We start from the raw sequence: 21,044 nt of genomic DNA on the forward strand, positions 1-21,044 counted from the left end.
AGCGATTCCGCCAACCCCACCAGTGATACCCGACGCGATGACTTCAGTGGAAAACGACACCGAGCTCCAGCCGCCGGCCGGATAAAGGGGTCGCTCAGCGCGGCGGCGCCGGGCCATGATCCACACTCGTGAAGATGTCGAAGCAGTCCATGGTCCAGGCCGCCGCCCGCAACAACGCCGAGTGGTGTGCGGTGATGAGCCGAGCGCACGGTGTGGAGAGCCAGTTCGGGGAACAAGAATGGGCCGCCTCGGCCCGAACCCCGCTGTACTACCCGGACGCGGTGACGCTGGTGCCTGGCGCCGACCCTGCCGCGGTGGTCGCCCGGATCGACACCTCCATGCCCGGCGGCTCGATCAAGGACAGTTTCGCTGACCTCGACCTCACAGAGGCCGGCTTTGAGGTGTTGTTCGACGCGCAATGGATACACCGTCCGGCGAACGCACCCGCCATCTCCTCGGATCTTGCTTGGGACGTGCCCGGTGACAAGGACACGCTGGGCGCCTGGGCTCAGGCCTGGGATCAGGAGGACGGCAACGCGCACCTGTTCCGGCCCGAACTGCTCAACGACCCGGCCACCTTTCTGCTCGCCGGACACTCCGCCGACGGCCGGGTGGTCGCCGGAGCAGTGGCAAGCCGCAGCGACCACCTGGTCGGAATCTCCAACGTCTTCGCACTCGACGGCCCTGACACAGCCTGGCCGGTCGTACTGGATGCGGTTCACCGGCTGTTCCCCACCCTCCCGGTGGTCGGCTATGAACACGGTGACGACCTAGCGGCCGCCGGGGCGCCACGGCTTCGAGCCGGTCGGTCCGCTGCGGATCTGGACTCACCGAGGACAGGACTGAGTCAGCCGAAGTAGGTCGAGCAGCCCACCCCGCCCTTTCGTCGAAGAACCCCACCTCAAGGGGCACTCGCTGCGTCGGGTCCTCGCCCTCCGCGAGCACCGTCACTCCGGGCGCGGAGGGCGCAGCGGCGGGGCTGGCAGCGGCCCTCGGGCAGGCGATGGGCGAGTTCGACCTCGTACTCGTCGACTGGTGCCTGCCTCAGTGTGGGACTCCACGGGCATCGGTGAGTTCCTGGCATGAACAGCCACTCCCAAGACAGCCAGACATCAGATGCTCGTTGCCGAACAGTAGCCGCGCCGTCACCTCATGACAGCGCACCAGCCCACACCACACGACCTTGTCACCGACACACCGAAGTGGCTGACGCGCAACGGCTGTCGCCAGCACGCCCGATCACAGTCGGTCAGCGCCGCCGGTCGTCGGCGGTTCGCACTCCGCAGCCGAGCGCCCGATCAGAAGCGATGTGCAGCAGCCAGCCGAGTACGAAGGTGAACAACCCCACGTTGGCACCTGGCCCGTCGCCCGGCAAGAAGGGGACGACGACGAGCCCCAGAACTGGGCCGATCGGCCGGTGGACGAGGTTGTAGGCAGCCACCTTGCCGCGTGCGAGCTGCCCAGCTTCGTGCGGCGCCGCCCGCCCGACGAACAGCATCAGGTCAGGAGCGATGAAGCCCACAATCCCCAGCGCAATCGCCCCGCCGCCATGGTTGACCATCTCGAGCACGGTCCAGGCCAGCACAAACACGGCGAGCAGCGACCACGCCCCACGGACCAGGCCCGAGGCCGAACTCCAGGCAGCGTCATGACGGGTTGGGGACGCCATGGGTTCACTCCCGGGCTGCGGTCCGGACGCAACGGATGCGGCGGGTGAGGGGGCGGAGGAGGAAGAAGTAGCGGACATCGTCAGGTCCCGTCTGGGTGGGAGGCGGTAGTGGCCGTGCTCAGTACCTGGTCGACGAGCTCCTGCACGTAGTCGGCGCCGATCGGCGCCCCGGTGATCAGGAGCCGGTAGTACAGGGCTCCGGCCAGCTGGTCGAAGACCACTTCCGACGAGATGCCGGTGGGCAGCGCGCCGCGTTCGCGGGCGCGGTCGAGCGGGCGGAGCGGCAGAGCGTTGCGCCGGGCGAACATCCCGCGAACGGCGTCGCCCACATCCGGGTGCCGGGCGGCGGCCGCCACGAGTTCGGCGACGACCCCGGCCGATCGGTCGGCCTCCCCCGCGCCGTCCCGGCCGACACGGCGCATCCGGTCCAGGCCCGTCGCGACGGCGGTGAGGTATACGGTCAAGTCGCGCCGGATGTCACCGGTGTCGGCGACCTCCACCTCGTCCTGAATCCGCGCGACGAGCGCAACGAGCAAGTGGTCCTTGCTCGGCCACCTGCGGTACAGGGTCGTTTTGGCCACGCTGGCACGGGCAACCACCTCATCGATGGCGAACCCGTCGTATCCCCGCTCCGTCAATACGTCATGAGCGCCCGCAGGATTCGTCCGTCGGCACCCTCACTACGAGGACGGCCTCTGCGCGCGGGACCGGTCACGGGAACTGCTCCTCAGGGCCGGGGGCGGGCCGCCGCACCGCATTTCGATACAGCCGTTGCGTTACCCAGAGTTGACAGCACCCCCCCATATACGCAACCAGCGCAGCGAAAATAGCGCGCACCACACCCCCGTTATCTTCTTCGCGGTCCTGCAAGAGGACCGCTGGCCTCCGGGCCCGGCATGGCTGGTCCCCCCTGTCGAAGGCATGACCTGGGGGGTGGTGTCACCGGGCCCGAGAGGCGCCGTTGGAGACGCTGATGAGAAGTCCGACTACCGCCTGGCCTGGTGCAACGCCCGGCCGCTTGCGGGCGGCAGGTCTGCATAACGTGGATGCGCGCATACGACGCCAACGCCCTGGCCAGCACCGCACGAACCCCGTTCGGGAGGATGGGTTGGACGACATCGACGAAGTAGGAGTCTTCCTCGGCCTGGACGTCGGCAAGAGCGCCCACCACGGGCACGGCCTCACCCCGGCCGGCAAGACGGTCTTCGACAAGCAGCTGCCCAACAGCGAGCCGAAGCTGCGGGCCGTCTTCGACAAGCTGGCCACGAAGTTCGGCACCGTCCTGGTGATCGTGGACCAGCCAGCCTCCATCGGAGCACTCCCGCTCACGGTCGCCCGGGACGCCGGCTGCAAGGTCGCCTACCTGCCCGGCCTGTCCATGCGGCGCATCGCCGACCTCTACCCGGGCGAGGCGAAGACCGACGCCAAGGACGCCGCAGTGATCGCCGACGCGGCCCGGACCATGCCGCACACCCTGCGCTCGCTGGAGCTGACCGACGAGATCACCGCCGAGCTGACCGTTCTGGTGGGCTTCGACCAGGACCTGGCGGCCGAGGCGACCCGCACCTCCAACCGGATACGCGGCCTGCTCACCCAGTTCCACCCCAGCCTGGAACGCGTCCTCGGGCCGCGCCTGGACCACCCCGCGGTTACCTGGCTGCTGGAACGCCACGGTTCCCCGGCCGCGCTGCGGAAAGCCGGTCGTCGCAGGCTGGTTGAGGTGATCCGGCCCAGGGCTCCGCGCATGGCCCAGCGATTGATCGACGAGGTCTTCGATGCGCTCGACGAGCAGACCGTCGTGGTCCCGGGAACCGGCACTCTCGACCTCGTGATCCCGTCGCTGGCCCGTTCGCTCGCGGCCGTCCACGAACAGCGGCGAGCCCTGGAAGCCCAGATCGGACAGTTGCTGGAGACTCACCCTCTTTCCGCGGTCCTGACCTCGATCTCGGGGGTCGCGGTCAGGACCGCCGCCACCTTGCTCGTCACCGTCGGCGACGGCACCAGCTTCCCCACCGCCGCCCACCTGGCCTCCTACGCCGGCCTCGCCCCGACCACCAAGTCGTCGGGAACCTCGATCCACGGCGAACACGCACCCAAAGGCGGCAACCGGCAACTGAAACGCGCGATGTTCCTTTCCGCGTTCGCCGCCCTGCACGATCCCGCCTCCCGCACCTACTACGACCGATGCCGGGCCAGAGGAAAAACCCACACCCAGGCCCTCCTCCGCCTGGCCCGCCAGCGGATCAACGTGCTGTTCGCGATGCTCCGCGACGGCACCTTCTACGAACCCAGAACCCCACGCCCCGCTTGACGAAAGACATAGAGGCACCCCCCACCCCTCCACCCCGGGGCAGACCACGGTCCAAGGCGAGGACTTGGGCACGTGGATGCAAGCGGGTACAGCGGATGGGCTGGAAGCAGCTGCTACCCGCGCAGGCGCGAATGCTCGCCAACATGCTCTACCTCACCCCCGCGACGGCGGAGGACAGGCCGCCAGCGCCTCGTACGCAGGCGGACAGGTCGGCGGCCAACCCCCGCTGGCCGCGTAGCAGTTCTACACCCGCGAAGGACACCTCCGCGTACTGAGGAAACTCATCGAAGAGATCGACGGAGCGCAGCACCGGCCGGGGCAGTTCGTCGGCAACTGCAGGCGGCGGGCCAACAAGCTGATCGAGAAGCGGCGCGCGGAACTCGACGCGCTGGGGATGTGCTGGTAGCCGCACTTGGGTGAAGGGCCGGACCCGGGCATCCCGTTGGGGACCCGGGCCGGCCCATGTGCGCCGCCCTGTACGCCCCGCTGACAGGAGACGACACAACCGGCCAGGCTGGCATCAGCTGACCACGCCGAATCATCAAGAACCCAACGAAACAACTGCACACAACCAGCGCTCCACCCAGAAGACCTGCACGCACCCTCACACCCCACGCGTCCATCATCCGCATGCGGGCGGCGCCCCAGCCAGCCACCTATGCCGCCATCGCCGTGGCGACCGGGCTGGAGAAGGCCACCGTCTGGCGTACCGCTCGAAGACTCGCCGCAGAGATCCAAGCCGTGCGCGGCCAGGTGCTGCCACGTCAGGCGATTCGATCGCAGGCGCAACCAGCGCCATCCGAGACCCGGTTCCCCGCTCCACCCGCCCGTGGCCCCTTCTCCACCACGGACCGCGCACGCCGCGTCACCCTCCCGAATCGCCCTGTCATAGACTCGCGACGGATCATCGTCGAAGAGTCCCGGGGGGACGCATGGGAGACCACGCCGCGCCGGACGAGACGCCCGCGCAGAAGAAGGAGCGCGCGGGGCAGCTTCGTACGTGCGCCACGCGGGCACGCCGGATCGCGGGAGCCCTGGGCCCGTACCTGGACAAGACGGTGGGCCAGGCGACGGCGAGCCCGCCGATCTGGACCGGGCCGTACGCCACCGCCACCACCCAGACGCTCACCGCGCGCCAGCGCAGCCTCGGCACGATGGCGCGGGACCTGCTCGCGGACGTGGCACGGTGGGAGGCGGAGGCCGGCCGGCTGGAGGACGAAGCAGTCAAGGGCGCCGCCAAGCAGCGGGCGGGCGGGAGTTGATGGGCGACTTCCACGGCTTCGACACCGCGAAGATCCGGACCATGGCCGGCGACATGAAGAACGCCGGCCCTGGCGCCCGTACCCTCCACGGCGAACTCGCGAGCGTGCTCCGCGACGCGCAGGCCCTCCTCAAGGGCGCACAACCGGCCAGCAAGAGCCCGGTACTGGAGGCACTGATACCGCAGGTCCTGCCGCTGCTCTACGCCGGGCTGCCCGCCTCGCTCCACGCCGAACTCGACACGACCGCCGACTCGATACGGCGCCGCTGCGCCCAGTTGGACCGCGTGCACACACTGGAGGAGCAGGGCTACAGCATCGACCCGGGCCTCGACTTCGACGACGAGAAGGCGCCCGACAAGAAGAACATCGACGACGCGCTGGCGTACTTCGACGACCACATCGACGACTCCGGCGGCTTCCTGTGGGAGAACTCCGCGCAGGGCGCCAAGGAAGTGCTCAAGCGCTTCTCCTCCCTGACCCCGACCGAACTCGACGCGGTCATGTCCCGGATGAGCGTCGACCAGCTGAAGAAGCTCAACGCCCAGGTCGGCGAGGGCAGCACCTTCTGGGGCGCCGGCGACTCCGACGGCACGGTCAAGGCGCAGTGGGTCAACCTGCTCACCTCCGAGCTCGGCCCCACCACTCTGGCCCGCATGCAAAGCACCCTCACGCACCTGCCGTGGCAGCCGAACCTCCACACCGACTACGTCAAGAACCTGAAGTACCAGGCGATCGACGGGACGCTCTACGGGCCCAGCGGCGACATCGACCTGCCGAAGGACATGAGCCAGGGCGATGACGGGGACTGCTGGTTCCTCGCCTCGCTCGCCGCCGTCTCTGCCCGCGACCCCGGTTTCGTGCGCGACCACATCAAGGTCAACCCCAACGGCACCTACACGGTCACCCTCTACCGTGCCCCGGTGCCGAACATCGACGGCCTCACCGGCCAACCGGTCGAGGTGACTGTCGACAACCAACTGCCGGTCGACCACTCCGGCAAACCGGTCTACGCACCCACCCCGGACAACGTGATGTGGGTGGCGATCTACGAGAAGGCCTACGCCCAGTTCAGCGGCGGCTACCAGAACATCAGCGGCGGCCTGGGAGACCAGGGCATGCATGAGATCACCGGCCTGCCCACCACCCTGACGACGCCCGGTTCGATGTCCCTGGCCGACATGAACCAGAAGATCAAGGAGGGCCACGCGGTCACCGTGGACAGCGTGCCGCACCTCAACTCCGTCGACGATCGCCTGGTCGGCGAACACGAGTACTCCGTGCAGAGCGTCAACACCGAGGCCCACCCGCCGACGATCACCCTGTTCAACCCGTGGGGCCGCAACTCGGAGAAGATGAACCCGCCGGTGCCGGCGACGGTCACGGTGACCGAGAGCCAGTACCAGCAGTACTTCCGCGAGGTCTCCTCCACGAAGACGAGGGCGTGAGAGCGATGCGCCGCTCCCGGTGGATCACCGTGGGGGCCGCCGGCGCCGTCGCCGTCGGCATCCTCGTCGCCGTTCTGGTACACCAGGCAGACGGCCCCAGCGCGAACGACGCGGAACCGCCGCCGCTCGGGGCGCACAAGGCCGACGTGCAGCGCATCGTCGTCGTGCCGGACGGCAACCCGATGGGTCACACCGGGGGCATCCAGCTCCCCGACGGCCGCAGCGTCGCCTTCAACGTCGTCACCAGCGACCTCATCAAGCCCGCTCCCGGCCCCCACGAAGCCGAACTCGCCCTGGAACAGGACGCCCTGGAACGGGACGATTCGCAGTCCGACTGGCACTTGGTCAAGGCCGGCGACGTCATCACCGAGTACGGCATCCGCGTCAAAGTCCTCAAGATCTGGCGCATGCCCAACCCCGACCACGACGCCATGGACCTCCAGGCCGACCCGCTTCCCACCCCACCCCCGACCCCCGTCGTGACCATCCCCAGCACCCCGGCCACCGCATCCCCGTCGACCTCCTGAGGTGGTCGGTGTCGTGAGCGTGCCCGGGCGCGATGCCGAGCAGCCCGGTGGGCCACCTCCACGTCCCCCGCAAGCGCATCGCGGACATCGACGGCGTCCCCCACAAGATCGGGCAGTTCCTCGGCAACACCCACCGCAGAGCCGACAAGCTCACCCCCGGACGACGAGCCGAACTCGACGCACCCGACACGCCCTGGGCTCAGGAGCAGCTGGGCAACGCATCTGTGTTGACTCGTCCCCGGCAGGTGACCGTCCTCGTGCTGGGCGCCTAGGTCACGCACGTCCTCCTCGTGGATGGCGACGCCTACGGCGCGGGGAGCGCTGCGTCGCGTGCGAGCTGGCCCCGGGGGCGGTCAGGTCGAGGTGAAGGGTGGGCGGGGTGGTGGGGTTCTCGCGGGAGGTGAGGATGACGGCGAGGCCCGGGGTGTCCTCGGCGAGGGCGAAGGAGAGGGGGCGGGTCGGGGTGGCAGGGACGTGGGCGGTGACGTCGAAGTCGAGGTTGGCCTTGGTCGTGGTGGCGGTGGCGGTGGACAGGGCGGCACCGAGGGCGGGCTTGGTGTCCCAGGTCAGGGTGGACTCCGTCCAGGTGATGTCGGCGACGGCGTAGGCGGTGAGCTGGGTGGTGTCGCCGCCGCTGTCGGAGACGTAGCCGTAGGCCGACAAGGTGGCGGCGCTGATCGTGCCGAGGACGGCTGAGGTGTCGAAGGCCAGGTAGGACTGGCGGGTGTAGCCGCTGCCGGTGGCGTTCTTGACGACCAGGGTGGTGGCGGTGCCGAAGCCGGTCGCGGCATAGGAACCGTCCCGCACGTATCCGTCGGCGATCGCGGGCAGGGTCGCGGAGGTGAGGGTGAAGGTGGCTTCGCGGGTGGCGCCGGCCGCGCCGGACAGGTCGACGGCGAGGGTGAGGGTGGGCGCCGACTGCGTGACGGTGACGGCGTCGTCGGCGCTGATCAGTGTTCCGCCGAGGACGAGTCGGACCGTGACGGTGGCGGCCGCGCGGGACGGGTCGGATACGCCGACCACCAGCTGGCCGCCGCTCTGCCGGGTGATGACGGAGCAGGGCGCGGAGACGGTGATGCCGCCGGCGGAGCCCGCCGTGAAGAAATTCGCCGCGATGACGCCACTGGCACTGTCACGGACCGCCTGGACGGAGGCGGTGTTGGCCAGCACGGTAACGGTGGGAGCGGCGGCGCGGGAGGCGGTGTGTTCCTTGGTGGAGCCGGGCAGCAGCACGTAGGCGTAGGAGGCGGCGGCGGGCACGGCGCCGTGGGACAGGCACAGGGAGACATAGCGGCGGGTGAGCGTGTCGGTGGTGCCGGATATCGTGTTGATGTCGCTCCACGCGCCGGTGCGCGCGGTGCGGGCGGCATGGACGGTGGCGCCGCCGGGGAAGAGGTAGCCGCCGACGTCCGCCAGGTGGGCCCAGGAGGCCGCGGTGAAGGTGTCCGTCCAGCCGAGTGTGTCGGGTTGGGCCGTGCCGTCCACGGTGAGGGTGTTGCCGCCGTCCGCGTGCAGGTTGCGGTTCTCCACGGTGGTGACGACCTCGCCGCCGCTGCCCCCACTGATGCCCGCGCCGAGGCAGGCGATCGAGTCGTCCAGGAAGAACCAGGACTTCCGGGCGGTCAGGGTGGAGCCGTATTGCTGGAAGTCCATGCCCGCGCAGCCGTACGTGTCCGACAGGCTCGCCCCGCCGACCCAGGTGGCAGTGGGGAGGGTGGCTGCGCCGGCCGCGTCGGCGAGGGCGAGGGTCTCTACGGTGGTGCCGGGCAGGCGGTGCGGGTCGGTGGTCGGCCAGTAGGCGTCGGTGAAGTGCGCCGGGTCGGTGGGGAGGTAGAGGTAGCCCATGCCGTCGCCGGTGTGGTAGCCGTGCAGGTTCTCGCCGTTCATCGACTCGTAGCGGGCGACGCGGGCCGAGGACATCGCAAGGGCGTACGCCCAGCCGTCCCGGCGGTGCACGGCGCGGTCCATCGAGGGGAACTGGACGTGCCCGGCGGCTTCAGCGGTAGCTGTCACCGAGGCGTCGTCGAGGACCGGCTGAGCCAGGGCGATCGCCGGGATGGTCGCGGTGTCGGCGTACGGTGCGTACGCCTCGCCGCGGGTGATCCAGCCTTTTGCCAGGCTCTTGAAGTGGTCGGCCTGCGCGGTGGTCGGGGCGGACGCGGCGGCTCGCAGCACGGACTAGATGACGAGGTTGCCGTCCTCGAAGTCGGTTTCGCCCGGGCGGCTCACGGCCCGGCCGCGCACCGCGTCCATGCACAGCCCGTTCCATATCCAGGGCCGGAACGAGCTGTCGACCGAGGTGTACACGTGGGCGGATGCCGGGTCGGTGATCGCCCAGTTGGAGCCTGCCAGGAGCTGGAAGAGGGCGGCGAGGTCACGCAGCATGACCATGCCGTAGGTGCCGGTGTAGGGGATGTCGGTGTGCTGGACGAAGGAACCGTCGGCGTACAGCCCGTCGCCGGAGGTGACGTAGGGGAAGGTGTCGGACAGCGCCGCGACGGCCGTGGCGAGGCGCTCGCTGCTGCCGCCGAGGATGCCCCGTACGGCGACGACCTGGCACAGGTCCACGCGGTTGGCGCCGGTGGAGACCGACCGGGTGGAGCCGTACTTGTTGAAGGTCGGGTCGGGGACGAAGTGGTCGACCGCGGCGAGGTAACCGTCCAGCTGGTCCGTGGAGAGCAGCGGGTGGACGAGGACGGCCGCAGTGGTCAGGGCCTCGGGTGACCCGACCTCCCACTCCCACCAGTTGCCGGACTCGGCGGTGTCCGCGTTGTACACCTGGGTGTGCAGGAAGTCGAGGCCGGTGACGACGGCCGCGCCGAGCGCGGCGCTGCCGTACAGGGCGCGTCCGGTGCCGTCGGTCGCGGTGGTGCCCGGGGTGGCGTACGCCGTCGCCATGGTCGCCAACTGCTTGTAGCTGCTGGTCATGTTGGCCGGGGTGGTGAGGGTGAGGCTCGGCCACAGGCTGTTCGCGGTGGTGTCGGCGGACAGGGAGTTCCACAGGCCGGTGGCGCTGGTGGACAGGTCCTTCAGTGCGGTGGTGTAGGTGTCGTCGGTGGGGTTGATGGCGCCGCCGGTGACGATCTCGGCCCACAAGGCGCGCAGGGCTGCGTACGCGTCGTCCGCCCGGGCGGGTGCGGCGCCCGGGCCGAGTTGGACCGCACCCGCCAGACCGCCGAGGGCGAGGGCGGCCGCTGTCAGGAATCCGCGTCGGCCGAGGTGTCCTGCAGGGGTGTCGTGCATGGTGCCTCCACGGTGAGGGGGTTTCCAGGGGCGTGGGTCAGCGGGACCGCCCCGGTGCCGGGCGGTGCCGGGCGCGGGCGCGTGTCTGGGCGCGGGCGCGGGTGCGGTGCAGCTGTACGCGGCGGCCGGACGGGCCATTTCCCGCCCGTCCGTGTCCGGGCGGCCGAGCGTGCTGAACGCCGGCTGCCCGCAGGGCACTTCGTGCGGCTCAGGGAGCGGGTGCCGCCACCGGTGGCAGGGTGACGACTTGTCCGCCCGCGGCGCATGAGGCGTAGACGGACTCGACGGTCTCGATGATCTGGAGGCCGTAGGAGGCGGGCACGGCGGGGGGTTGTTCGCCGCGGACGGCCGCGGCGAACGCGGCGAGTTGGTCGAGGAACGCGGTGGGGACGTCGGCGGAGGTCTCCTCGGCCAGGACGACTGGTCCTGCGCCGTCATCCGGGTGGAGCACGGCGCCGCTGCCGCGTGCCACGCGGATGGTGCCGTGTTCGCCGATCACGGTGAGTTCGTCGCGGGCGGGCAGTTGGGTGCTGGTGACGGTGATGTGTCCGGCGATCCCGCCCTCCAGTTCCAGGCGGGCCAGGACGTCGGTCTCCACCGCCAGGTCCCCGCGGTGGACGGCGGTGGCCGCCACAGCGACGGGACGGCGGCCGGTCAGCCACAGCAGCCGGTCCACGCAGTGGGTGCCGATGTTGATGAAGACGCCGCCGCCGGAGACGGCCGGGTCGAAGAACCACGCGGGACGGGTGCCGGGCCGGTAGTCGGTGCTGCGCCAGTCGTGGACGGCGCGCACGGCCCCGACAACCCCCGTGTCGAGGGCAGCCTTGGCGGCGGCGACCGGGGGCAGGAAGTGCTGGATGTGTCCGACGAACAGGACCACTCCGGCGTCCGCGCAGGCGCTCGCCATGAGGGCGCAGTCCGCGGTGCGGGTGGCCATGGGCTTCTCCACCAGCACATGCAGGCCGGCTGCCGCGGAGGCGATGACGATGTCGGTGTGCAGGGCGTGCGGGGTGTTGACGACGACGGCGTCCACCGCACCGGAGGCGATGAGTTCGCGGTGGTCGGTGAAGATCGCGGCGCCCAGTGGCCCGGCGACGCGCCGCGCGGTCTCGGCGAGGAGGTCGCAGACCGCCGTGACCCGCACGCCGGGGGTGGTGGCAGCGGCTTCGGCGTGCAGCACGCCCACGGCGCCGGCACCGATCAGGCCGAGTCTCATGTCGGTCACGTGGTGCTCTCCTCGGAGGTGATGGTCCCGGTGTGCTGCGTGGCTCCGCAGGACTGCCGGACGATGATGGTCGGGCGCAGCAGGACCCGGCTGCCGGCTAGTTGGGGGTTCTCCAGGCGTCGCAGCAGGGTGCGTGCCGCGGCTTGACCGAGCTGCCGTTTGGGCGGTGCGACGGCGGTCAGCGGGATGTCGGCGACTTCGGCGATCTCGTCGTCGTAGGCGACCAGGGCGAGGTCGCCCGGGACAGTGAGCCCGGCGCGACGGGCGGCGCCGAGCAGGAGGGCGGCCTGCCGGTCGCCGAAGCAGACGGCGGCGGTCACCTCGGCGTCGCGCAGTGCGGCCAGGCAACGCTCGGCCGCGGCGGGGCTCCACTCCTGGCGGGCGGCGCGGAACTCCACGGTGGCCAGGCCGCGTTCGCCTGCCGCCTGGTGGAAGCCCTCGGCGACCGGGCCGGAGGTGGGGCTGGGGTGGCGCAGGACCAGGCCGATCGCCTGATGGCCGAGGCCGGCGAGGTGGCGGACCGCGTCGTAGGCGCCGGCTTCGTGGTGGGTGCAGACGTATTCGTTGGTGCTTTCCAGTGAGGCGTCGCGCCGCTCGACCAGGACGGTCGGCACGGGCAGCGCCGCGAGCCGGGCGAGGTAGTCCCGGGCCGGTTCGGGCCCGTTGAGGGTGGGGACGAGGAGCAGGCCGTCGACACCGGCCTCCAGCATGTCCCGTACGTCCTTGTCCTCGCGCTTCTGGTCGTAGTCGGAGCACGCGAACAGCAGCCGGGCGCCGGCGGCGGACAGGGTCTCCTCGATGCCGCGCAGGACCTTCGGGTAGTAGAAGGCGGTGTCGGGGACACTGACGCCGACCAGGGCGCGGCCGGATCCAGGGGCGCTGGGCGGGACCACGAAGGTGCCCGAGCCCTGCCGCCGGACCACCAGGCCCTCGGCGACGAGTTCGTCGACGGCGCGGCGCACCGTGCTCACCGAGGTACCGCTGCTGGCGGCGAGTTCCTTCTCGGTGGGCAGCCGACCGTCGGAGGGCCAGACGCCTTGGCGCATCTGCTGCCTGAGCTCGGCGGCCAGTTGACGGAATTTCAGGTCGTGGGCTCCGGTCATGATGTCCTCAATTCCCATGCGGCTCGGTTCACTTGACGGAACCGACAGTCATTCCCTCGATGATCCGACGGCCCAGCCATACGTAGCAGGCCAGTACGGGAAGGACGACCAGAGCCACACCGGCGAACAGGCCTCCCCAGTCGGCCCCGTTGTACTGCATCTGCTGGAGGAAGCCGAGCAGCGCCAGCGACAGGGTCTGGTGGTCGGTGGTCTGGATGAAGACGAGTGCGAAGACGGTCTCGCCCCAGTGCTGGATGATGTTGAGGATCAGTACGGTGACGAGCCCGCCGCGCGCCATCGGCAGCATGATCTGCCAGAAGGTCCGCAGCGGTGTGGCGCCGTCCAGTGCGGCGGCCTCCTCCAGTTCGACCGGGAGGGTGGCGAAGAAGCCGGTGAGGAAGAACACGGCGAACGGCAGCGAGGTCGCCACGTACACGACGATCAGGCCGAAGAGGCTGTTGACCAGCTCGAGCCGGTTCATGAACACGAACAGCGGCAGCATCGCCATCTGGGCGGGGATGCCCAGGCCCAGGGCGAAGGACAGGGTCAGGACGGAGTTGATTCGGGTGGTGATGCGGCTGAGGGCGTAGGCGGCGGGCGCGGCCAGCAGGACGGTGATCAGGGCGGTGCCGCCCACGACCACGACGGTGTTGAGCGCGGCGTGGCCGAACTGGCCGCTGGTCCAGGCCCGCGCGTAGTTTCCCCACTTGAGGGTGTGCGGCAGTCGCCAGGGCGAGCTGAAGATCGCGTCGGAGGTCTTCACGGACGACAGGAGCAGCCACAGGGCGACGAAAACGTTGAAGGCGGCGAACAGCCAGACCAGGGGGACGCCAAGCAGCCGGCCGGTGGTGAGCCGGCGCAGCCGGCGGGCGAGCGGGCCGGGTGAGCGGCCGGGTGAGCGGCCGGGACTGGCGACAGCCATCGGGGATGGTCTCCATGTCTGAGGTGTGCGGAAGGTTCGGGGTCGGGTGGGGGCCGTCCAGGACTGCTGGGGGCGGATCAGTACTGCACGGAGTCGCGGCGCATGAAGCGGCGGATCAGGACGACGAGCACGCCGACGAGGGCGAGCATGACGACGGCGCTGGCGGCTGCGGAGCCGTAGCGGGGGACGCCGCCGGACGCGAACGCCTCGCCGTAGGTGTACAGAGCGGTGTTCCACACGCCGGTGTCGGGCATCTGGCCCGCGGCACCGGCGAAGGCGTAGATGAACTCGAAGACCTTCACCGCGGAGATGGTCCACAGCACCGCGCACACGCCGACCACGTCCCACATCAGCGGCAGGGTGACATGACGGAACTTCTGCAGGGCGTTGGCGCCGGCCAGTTCGCAGTCCTCGTACAACTCCGGCGGGATCTGGTCGACGGCGGCCATCAGGATGGTGGTGTAGAAGCCGGTGGAGGTCCACACCAGGCCGATCATGATGACCTTGAAGAGGTTCTCCTGGCCGAGCCAGTTGGTGGCCGGCAGGCCGGTGCCCTTCGTGACGGAGTCGACCGGGCCGCCCTGCTGGAAGAGGAAGCCCCACAGGATGGCGATGACGACGCTGGGGACGATGTTGGGGAAGAAGAGGATGGAGCGGGCGGCCTTGCGGCCCTTCATGTCACGCAGCACCATGGTCAGCCCGAAGGAGACCAGGAAGGTCAGCCCGCCCGCGCCGAAGATGATCCAGAGGGTGTTGGTGAAGGAGTGGCGGAAGGTCGGGTCCTGCAGGAGCCTTCGGTAGTTGTCCAGGCCGGTGAAGGTCATGGGGCCCGCGCCGGCCCACTTGTTGAGGCTCAGCCAGAGGGTGAACAGCGACGGGCCGGCGAAGAAGACGACATACACCGCGGCCGCGGGCAGCACCAGCGGCCAGAAGAGTTTGCGGCGGCGGGCGGTGAGCGGGCTGTGCCGGATGCCGCCCGGCCCGGCGGTGGTGCGCCGCCGGGCGGCGGGGGCGGCTCGGCCCGGGCGCAGTGTGTCGGTGGCCGTCACGAGGCCGTCCTCCAGTAGGACGCGGAGTTGCCCGCCAGCTTGTTCGCGAAGGACTGCGCGGTGAGGTGGCCGGTGAGGAAGCTGGTGTTCAGCGGGAGGAACACCTTGGTGTACCACTCGGCGGCGGTCTCCTTGACGCCGTCCAGGGTCTTGACGACGTTCCCGGTGGCGAGTGCCTTCTGCGCGTCGGCGAGTTCGGCGGGGGCGGCGATGTCCGCGCGCGGGGTGATGTTCTTGGCCTGGGTGGCGATGCCCTGGAGGCGTTCCTTGGCGAGGAAGTAGGCGATGAACTTCTGTGCGGCAGCGGCGTGCCGGGCCTTCTTCGGGATGGAGAACCCGATGAGGGAGATGTCCTGGGAGGTGTCGCCGCCGGAGGTGAGGGCCGGGAACGGGAAGGAGCGGTAGGTGAAGGCGGAGGAGGCGAACGTCGAGGTCTCGCTGGGCGCGAAGGTGCCCAGGAGCAGGAAGTCGGACTTGCCCTTGGCCCACTTCTGCTGGACGGCGGGCCACTTGGAGCCGTCGTACCCCTTGGTGAAGTCGTCGGCCTTGACGAGTGCCTCGACGTGGCGCAGCGCGTCGACGAAGCCGGGTGCCTTCAGCAGTGCGCCGCTCTTGTCGGTGGCGGCCTTGCCGAAGGCGCCGGGGCCGAGGCCGCGCAGCACCGCGTAGTACGTCCAGTAGGCGGCGTAGTCGGGGACATCGGCGTCCAGCGCGAGCGGACCGTCGCCACGGGACGCCTTACGCGCGGCCAGCAGTGTGCTGAACTCCGCCCAGGTGGCGGGAGGCTTGGCGGCGACATCGGGCAGCGCGTGGCCGTCGTACCAGATCTGAGTGGTGATGATCTCGTAGGGGAGCTGCCACAGGGTGCCGGCGGTGGTGCTGAGGGAGTGGTACTTGGCAGGTACGACGCTGCCGACGGTGCTGCCTGTCTCCCCGGGTATCGGCAGTTCCAGCACCGGGCTGAGGTCGAGGGCCTGGCCGGTGGCCTGGAGCTGTGCGTAGGCGAAGCGGTCGGAGGAGTCGACGAGGTCGGCGGGAACGCTCCCGGTGTTGAGGGTGGGGGCGAGCTGCTGGATGACCTGGCGTCCCTTCCACTGGACGCTGACCTTGATGCCGGTGTCCTTGGTGAACTGGGCGATCGCGGCCTTGAGCACCTTGGCCTGGGGTTCGTCCTGCTTCCACATCGACCAGTAGGTGAACGAGTCCGCGCCGCCCCCGCCCGAGCCGGAGCCGGAGCCGCAGGCAGCGGTGAGACCGGCGGCCGTGGCGAGGACAGCGCCGAGGACGGCACGGCGGGAGAAGGGACGGCCGGTCTCTGCGGCATCCGTGGACTGTCTGGCAGCGGACATACCTGTACTCCTCGGGTGACGGTCACCCCGGGACCGGGGAAAGCGTGACCATATGATTGCCTCAGGAGATCGGGGAGAACAAGCGGTGTTTGAGGGTATGAATTGCAGATGACTCGCGAATTTCGTGAATCATTGCAGGAATGTTTCACGCACTACAGTGAACCGCCCAAAGATTCATCCGCGATTCATATCCTCACAGCGATTGACTGACCCGCCGTCGGCGCTGAGCATGTGAGGCGTCCGGGGGCCGAGTGTCCGGGGCCCGGCGGCGGTCGATCCGGCGCCCGCCCCGCATCGGATTCCGGTACGTCCCACGCGCCACGCCCACGCCACATGGAGAGCCATGGCCAGCCACGATCCCGACCACCCCAACGTCCTGCTGATCCTCTCCGACGACCAGGGCCCGTGGGCGATGGGCTGCGCGGGCAACCACGAGATCCACACCCCGCGGCTGGACGCGCTGGCAGCGAACGGCGTACTCCTCAACCGCTTCTTCTGCACCTCGCCGGTCTGCTCACCGGCCCGCGCCTCGCTGTTCACCGGCCAACTGCCCTCCCAGCACGGCGTCCACGACTGGCTCTCCTACCACCACGCGGGCCGCACCGGCGTCGACTTCCTCGCCGGCCGGACCCTCTTCACCGACCTGCTCGCCACGGCCGGCTACCGGCTCGGCCTCAGCGGCAAGTGGCACCTGGGCGCCAACGACCGGCCCCGCCCCGGCTTCGTCCACTGGTACGCCCACGAGAGCGGCGGCGGCCCGTACCGCGGCGCGCCGATGTACCGCGACGGAGTGCGCACCGAGGAACCCGACTACCTCACCGACGCCCTCGCCGCGGACGCCGAGCGGTTCCTCGCCGCCGAGGCCGAACGGCCCGAACCCTTCCACCTCTCCCTGCACTTCACCGCGCCCCACAAGCCCTGGAAAGGCCAACACCCCAGCCACTACACGGCGTTGTACGAGGACTGCGCCTTCGAGACCTGCCCGCAGGGCACTCCGCACCCCTGGCAGCCCTTCGCCGACGACGGCTCCCCGGTCGGCGGTGAACGCGACACCCGGCAGGCCCTCATCGGCTACTTCGCGGCGACCACCGCGATGGACGCCGCGATCGGCCGCGTCCTGGACCGGCTCGACTCACTCGGCCTGACCGAATCGACCCTGGTCGTCTTCACCAGCGACAACGGCTTCAACGCCGGCCACCACGGCATCTGGGGCAAGGGCAACGGCACCTTCCCGCAGAACATGTATGACAGCTCGGTGCTGGTGCCCTTCATCGCCGCGCAGCCGGGGCGCATACCCGGCGGGCGCGTCTGCGACGCCCTGCTGTCGCAGTACGACGTGCTGCCCACCCTGGTCGACCACCTCGGGCTGGACCACCTCCCTGACCCCGAACTGCCGGGCCGCTCCTTCGCCCCCTTGCTCGCGGACGCCGATCACGCCTCCGGCCACGACCGCGTGGTCGTCTACGACGAGTACGGCCCCGTCCGCATGATCCGCACGCGCGACTGGAAATACGTCCACCGCTACCCCCACGGACCGCACGAGCTGTACGACCTCGCCGCGGATCCCGGCGAGGACCGCAACCTCGCCGATGCCCCCGACCACGCCCGCACCCGCGCCGACCTGGCCGCCCGCCTCGACGAATGGTTCGCCCGCTACGTCGACCCCACTCTCGACGGTGCCCGGCTGCCCGTCTCCGGCGCCGGCCAGCGCACCCCGGTCATCCCTGGTTCACTCGCGACCGCCTTCGACCCGCCCCCGGGAACGTGAGCAGGACCGGCTGCCCGCGATGCACGACAGGGCCGCGAGATGGAGCTGCCGACCTCGCCGACGCCCCGGACCGTCCGCAGGACGCATCCGGGTGCGGTGCCGACCGGGGGCGGCTTCGAGGTGTTCGTGACCACCGCGGCGGCTCCCCTCCCTGCCCGAGGCGTCGCCCCGCACCCTGGACGAATACCCGGTCACCGCGGGGCGAGCCGCTGGTCAGGGCGCCGACCGCCCGCCGGAGCAGGGGCGACCCTCCGCCAGGCCGCGGTAGAACCGTACGCAATCGGCCGGGCCGAGGTGCTGGGGGCGGCGTCCGGACCGCGTTGATGCGGCCGGACGCCGGCGTGGTGCGGTGGGCGGTGCGGCGGTCGCGTCCGGGTCGGTCAGTCGATGAAGCGCAGGACCTCGGCGCCGAAGTCGTCCGGGTGCTGGAAGAGGAATGCGTGGCCTGCGTCTCCGTAGATGATCGTCTTGGAGTCGGGGACGGAGCGGGCTATGGCGTAGGTCTGGTAGGCGTGCTCCATCACATCGTGGGCGCCGTTGGCGAACAGGGCCGGCATCGTGAGGTCGGTGAGCCGGTTCCAGGTCGAGTTGATGCCGCTGCTCCACTGGGTGATGGCCTGCATCTGGGCTTCGCGCGCCGGTGCCGATGCGTCCTGCCCGGAGCCGGAAAGGCGCCGGTTGATCCGGCGCAGGGAGGCCAGTCCCGCGGTCCGGCCGGTCTCGGTCTCGGGGTGGAAGAGGAAGAGGAAGTCCTCGTCGTCGTTGTGCTCGCGCATGGCGTGGTCGGGGACTCGCGGATCCGGACCGGGGTTGTCGGGAACGCCGCCCGCTCCGCTGCTGGCGACGACCAACCGGCGTACCCGTTCGGGGTGTTCCAGGGCCGGGTCGAGTGCGACGAACCCGCCCATGGACCAGCCCAGCAGGTCTACTTTCTGCAGTCCGAGGGCGTCAAGGAAGGACACGGCGACATCCGCCATGCCGCGGACGGTGTCAGCCGGCTTTCCGTCGGAGTAGCCGACGCCGGCGCTGTCGAAGACGATCACGCGTCGCCGGTTCGCGAGGACCTCCAGGAACGCCGGGTCCCAGTGGTCGAGCGCGCCGCGGAAGCGGTGCAGGAGCAGCAGGGGACTGCGGTCGGTCCGATCTCGCGGTAGGCGAGCGTCCCGTCCTGGTGCCGGGCCTGGCAGCGCTGCTACAAGCTGAGCCGCGGCCTCATCGAGGCCGGCACCCCGCTGCCGAGGCCTGGCGAGGCCACGGTCCACGGCGAAGACCTCGGCGCGCGGGTCCAGGCGCCGCGCCTGGACTGGGAAAAGGGCGGGGGGTCGTACCGGTCCGGTCCCGTTCTCCCGTTGTAGGGGGCACGGGTCTGCCGGGAAGGGAGGGGCCGGCCTGGGTTCTTTGGCCTACAGGCAGATGAGGGCGCGTGGTTGGCGCGGCGCGCGGTGGGGTGCGGGTTCATTCTTCATGCTGATGTCGCCCGGCGGCGGGGTCGTGAGAATCAGGGAACCACCGGTCGCGGCCAGTTCTGTGGGTGGGCTCGGGGCCGGCGTCCAGCACCAGGGGAGCCCGGTCAGGCTCTGAGGAAGAGAGAACTGCGGTGAGTGGTCGCAGGTACAACGTGTCACGCCGGACGGCGGCGGCTCTTGCCGGCGCGGCGGCAGCGGGTTTGGCCAGGGCGATGCCCGCCGCGGCCGCACCGGCCCGCGGCACTCGGCAGCCCAAGGGGAAAGAGATGAACCTCCAGGTCACCCGGGACGGTTTCAGCGCCCACATCGAACCGGTCATCGCGGTTAACCCGTGCGATCCCCGGCACCTGCTCGTTGCCTGCAGGGTCTTCACCGGTTCGCGCATCGGTGTGGCCGCCTACACCTCTCACGACGGGGGGTCGGCCTGGCAGGCTATGGGGAAGTTGCCTGGACTGGTACCCGATGCCTGCGGCAACGCCACCGTGTCCTTCGATCCGTCGGGCAACGCGTACGTCTGCGCCGTGCAAGCCTCTGGGACGACCCGGCAGGGTGACGCACTGGTCTGGCGCCTCGCTGCGGGAGAAGACCGCTTCCGCGCCCCGGTAACGGCGATCCCTGGCGACGGCGGACTGGCAGACCACCCTTGGACAGGTGTCGGGGCCCGCCCAGGCACCCCACACGCCGTGCTCTATGTAGTGGGGCGCCTGTACGGCACCGACGCCGACGGGCTGGTCCTGACCCGCTCCCTGGACGGGGGACGGACGTTCGAGCCGCCACGTCCGCTGGATCCGGCCGCAGGGCCGCAGGCGTCCTCACCCGTCCTCGCGGCCGCCGGGCACGGCAGCCTCAGCGTGGCGTTCACCACCCCCGCCTCCTCGGGCGGGCTGGCTGTGCGTGTGCTCTCCTCCACCGACTATGGCGTCACATTCGGTCCGGCACAGATCCTGGCCGAGGTGGAGGAGACCGCCCCCGACCTCAGCCCGCTGTCGGCGCGCAGCGGGCCCGCACTGACCGCGCTCCCCGGCGGCCGGGGCTTTTGCGCCGCGGTAACGACCTTCGACGAGGCGAACGGGACTTCCCGCCTGCTCACGGCAACCGGCAGCGGCCGCGGACGGTGGGAGCCGGCCGTGGAGGCCGCCGCCGGCACCGACACGGTCTACCTCCAGCCCCAGATCGCCGCGGGCGCCGACGGACGGCTGGCCGTCACCGTCTACGCCCTGGATCTGCGCACGCACCTCATCGAGGTCTTGCTGTTCCGCACCCCGACAGGAAGATCCGTCGTGTCGGCGCTGCGGTTCCTGCCACCGGTCAAGATCACCTCCGCCCCGTTCGATCCCCTGAAGGCCGTCGGCACCGGCGCCACCCCCTGGCTCGGCAACTATCAGGGCCTTGCCGCTGGCCTCCACGACGACGTCCACCCGGTGTGGACCGACACCCGCAGCGGAAGCGCGCAGATCTGCACCGTCGCTCCGGATTAACAGCCTGAGCCACCGACAGCCCGGCGCCGCCCTCTTCCCCCGGCCGACGCAACCAGCGGCGGCCAGCGGACCGGGCAGGGCCCGCCGGGGGCAGAAATCAGCGCTGGACCCCTCGCCCTGCCGCCCGCCTACGCCGCACCGTCCCCTTCCCCAGGTGCGGCCGATCTTCCCGTGTGACACCTGGCCCCGAGGAATCTCCCGGCCCCATCAGATCGTCGCCCGTTCCA

At 70.3% G+C, this 21,044-nt stretch carries 17 protein-coding genes and 2 pseudogenes; 8 read left to right on the forward strand and 11 right to left on the reverse strand.

What is annotated here, in order from left to right; translation table 11 throughout:
• Positions 1–134 precede the first annotated feature (134 nt).
• Positions 135–846, forward strand: a pseudogene (locus tag C4U44_RS37975) (hypothetical protein).
• Positions 847–1,249: 403 nt separating this feature from the next.
• On the opposite strand, the gene C4U44_RS37980 reads toward C4U44_RS37975, so the two are convergent.
• The 3 genes and pseudogenes from C4U44_RS37980 to C4U44_RS43375 form a co-directional block, all read right to left on the reverse strand.
• The gene (locus C4U44_RS37980) at positions 1,250–1,669 is read right to left on the reverse strand and encodes a DUF4260 family protein (protein WP_103890684.1); all 420 of its coding nucleotides are present in this window, start codon (positions 1,667–1,669) and stop codon (positions 1,250–1,252) included.
• A gap of 80 nt (positions 1,670–1,749) precedes the next feature.
• A complete protein-coding gene (locus tag C4U44_RS37985) occupies positions 1,750–2,169 on the reverse strand; it encodes a TetR-like C-terminal domain-containing protein (protein WP_265737362.1) in 420 nt (139 codons plus the stop codon).
• 33 nt (positions 2,170–2,202) lie between these two features.
• Positions 2,203–2,310: pseudogene (locus tag C4U44_RS43375) on the reverse strand (helix-turn-helix domain-containing protein); the annotation flags it as partial.
• A gap of 467 nt (positions 2,311–2,777) precedes the next feature.
• Between C4U44_RS43375 and C4U44_RS37990 the strand changes: the two are divergent.
• The 5 genes from C4U44_RS37990 (at position 2,778) to C4U44_RS38010 (ending at position 7,486) form a co-directional block, all read left to right on the forward strand.
• Positions 2,778–3,980, forward strand: a complete 1,203-nt coding sequence (locus C4U44_RS37990) for an IS110 family RNA-guided transposase (protein WP_103890686.1) — start codon at positions 2,778–2,780, stop codon at positions 3,978–3,980.
• Positions 3,981–4,912: 932 nt separating this feature from the next.
• Entirely contained in the window at positions 4,913–5,242 is a 330-nt protein-coding gene (locus C4U44_RS37995; protein WP_103890687.1) for a hypothetical protein, read from the forward strand.
• The gene (locus C4U44_RS38000) at positions 5,242–6,687 is read left to right on the forward strand and encodes a C2 family cysteine protease (protein ID WP_103890688.1); all 1,446 of its coding nucleotides are present in this window, start codon (positions 5,242–5,244) and stop codon (positions 6,685–6,687) included. The genes C4U44_RS37995 and C4U44_RS38000 overlap by 1 nt, the downstream gene beginning before the upstream one ends.
• Positions 6,684–7,214 carry a hypothetical protein gene (locus C4U44_RS38005; RefSeq protein ID WP_146088440.1) on the forward strand — a complete coding sequence of 177 codons (531 nt, stop codon included), beginning with the start codon at positions 6,684–6,686 and terminating at the stop codon, positions 7,212–7,214. The genes C4U44_RS38000 and C4U44_RS38005 overlap by 4 nt, the downstream gene beginning before the upstream one ends.
• Before the next feature lie 32 nt (positions 7,215–7,246).
• A complete protein-coding gene (locus C4U44_RS38010; protein WP_103890690.1) occupies positions 7,247–7,486 on the forward strand; it encodes a helicase associated domain-containing protein in 240 nt (79 codons plus the stop codon).
• Between the two features lies 1 nt (position 7,487).
• Here the strand turns inward: C4U44_RS38010 and C4U44_RS43380 are convergent, their stop codons facing one another.
• The 7 genes from C4U44_RS43380 to C4U44_RS38045 form a co-directional block, all read right to left on the reverse strand.
• Positions 7,488–9,389 (reverse strand): polysaccharide lyase family 8 super-sandwich domain-containing protein, encoded by a 1,902-nt coding sequence (locus C4U44_RS43380; protein WP_103890691.1) that lies wholly within the window; start codon positions 9,387–9,389, stop codon positions 7,488–7,490.
• Positions 9,390–9,392: 3 nt separating this feature from the next.
• Positions 9,393–10,457 carry a hypothetical protein gene (locus tag C4U44_RS38020; RefSeq protein WP_160145195.1) on the reverse strand — a complete coding sequence of 355 codons (1,065 nt, stop codon included), beginning with the start codon at positions 10,455–10,457 and terminating at the stop codon, positions 9,393–9,395.
• Positions 10,458–10,665: 208 nt separating this feature from the next.
• Positions 10,666–11,673, reverse strand: a complete 1,008-nt coding sequence (locus C4U44_RS38025; protein ID WP_235032658.1) for a Gfo/Idh/MocA family protein — start codon at positions 11,671–11,673, stop codon at positions 10,666–10,668.
• Between the two features lie 5 nt (positions 11,674–11,678).
• A complete protein-coding gene (locus tag C4U44_RS38030; protein ID WP_103890694.1) occupies positions 11,679–12,785 on the reverse strand; it encodes a LacI family DNA-binding transcriptional regulator in 1,107 nt (368 codons plus the stop codon).
• Positions 12,786–12,813: 28 nt separating this feature from the next.
• Positions 12,814–13,707 (reverse strand): carbohydrate ABC transporter permease, encoded by an 894-nt coding sequence (locus tag C4U44_RS38035; protein WP_103890695.1) that lies wholly within the window; start codon positions 13,705–13,707, stop codon positions 12,814–12,816.
• 77 nt (positions 13,708–13,784) lie between these two features.
• Entirely contained in the window at positions 13,785–14,756 is a 972-nt protein-coding gene (locus C4U44_RS38040) for a carbohydrate ABC transporter permease (RefSeq protein WP_200823551.1), read from the reverse strand.
• Positions 14,753–16,105 carry an ABC transporter substrate-binding protein gene (locus tag C4U44_RS38045; RefSeq protein WP_103890696.1) on the reverse strand — a complete coding sequence of 451 codons (1,353 nt, stop codon included), beginning with the start codon at positions 16,103–16,105 and terminating at the stop codon, positions 14,753–14,755. Before C4U44_RS38045 ends, C4U44_RS38040 begins: the two co-directional genes overlap by 4 nt.
• Before the next feature lie 343 nt (positions 16,106–16,448).
• Between C4U44_RS38045 and C4U44_RS38050 the strand changes: the two genes are divergently transcribed.
• A complete protein-coding gene (locus tag C4U44_RS38050; protein ID WP_103890697.1) occupies positions 16,449–17,873 on the forward strand; it encodes a sulfatase-like hydrolase/transferase in 1,425 nt (474 codons plus the stop codon).
• 380 nt (positions 17,874–18,253) lie between these two features.
• Here C4U44_RS38050 and C4U44_RS38055 read toward each other — a convergent pair whose 3' ends face one another.
• Positions 18,254–19,135, reverse strand: coding sequence for an alpha/beta fold hydrolase (locus C4U44_RS38055; RefSeq protein ID WP_160145196.1), 882 nt, complete (start codon positions 19,133–19,135; stop codon positions 18,254–18,256).
• An 887-nt stretch (positions 19,136–20,022) separates the two neighbouring features.
• Between C4U44_RS38055 and C4U44_RS38060 the strand changes: the two genes are divergently transcribed.
• Entirely contained in the window at positions 20,023–20,817 is a 795-nt protein-coding gene (locus C4U44_RS38060) for a sialidase family protein (RefSeq protein WP_146088441.1), read from the forward strand.
• Positions 20,818–21,044 lie beyond the last annotated feature (227 nt).

Source organism: Actinacidiphila yanglinensis (assembly GCF_900107965.1).
GTDB lineage: Bacteria > Actinomycetota > Actinomycetes > Streptomycetales > Streptomycetaceae > Actinacidiphila > Actinacidiphila yanglinensis.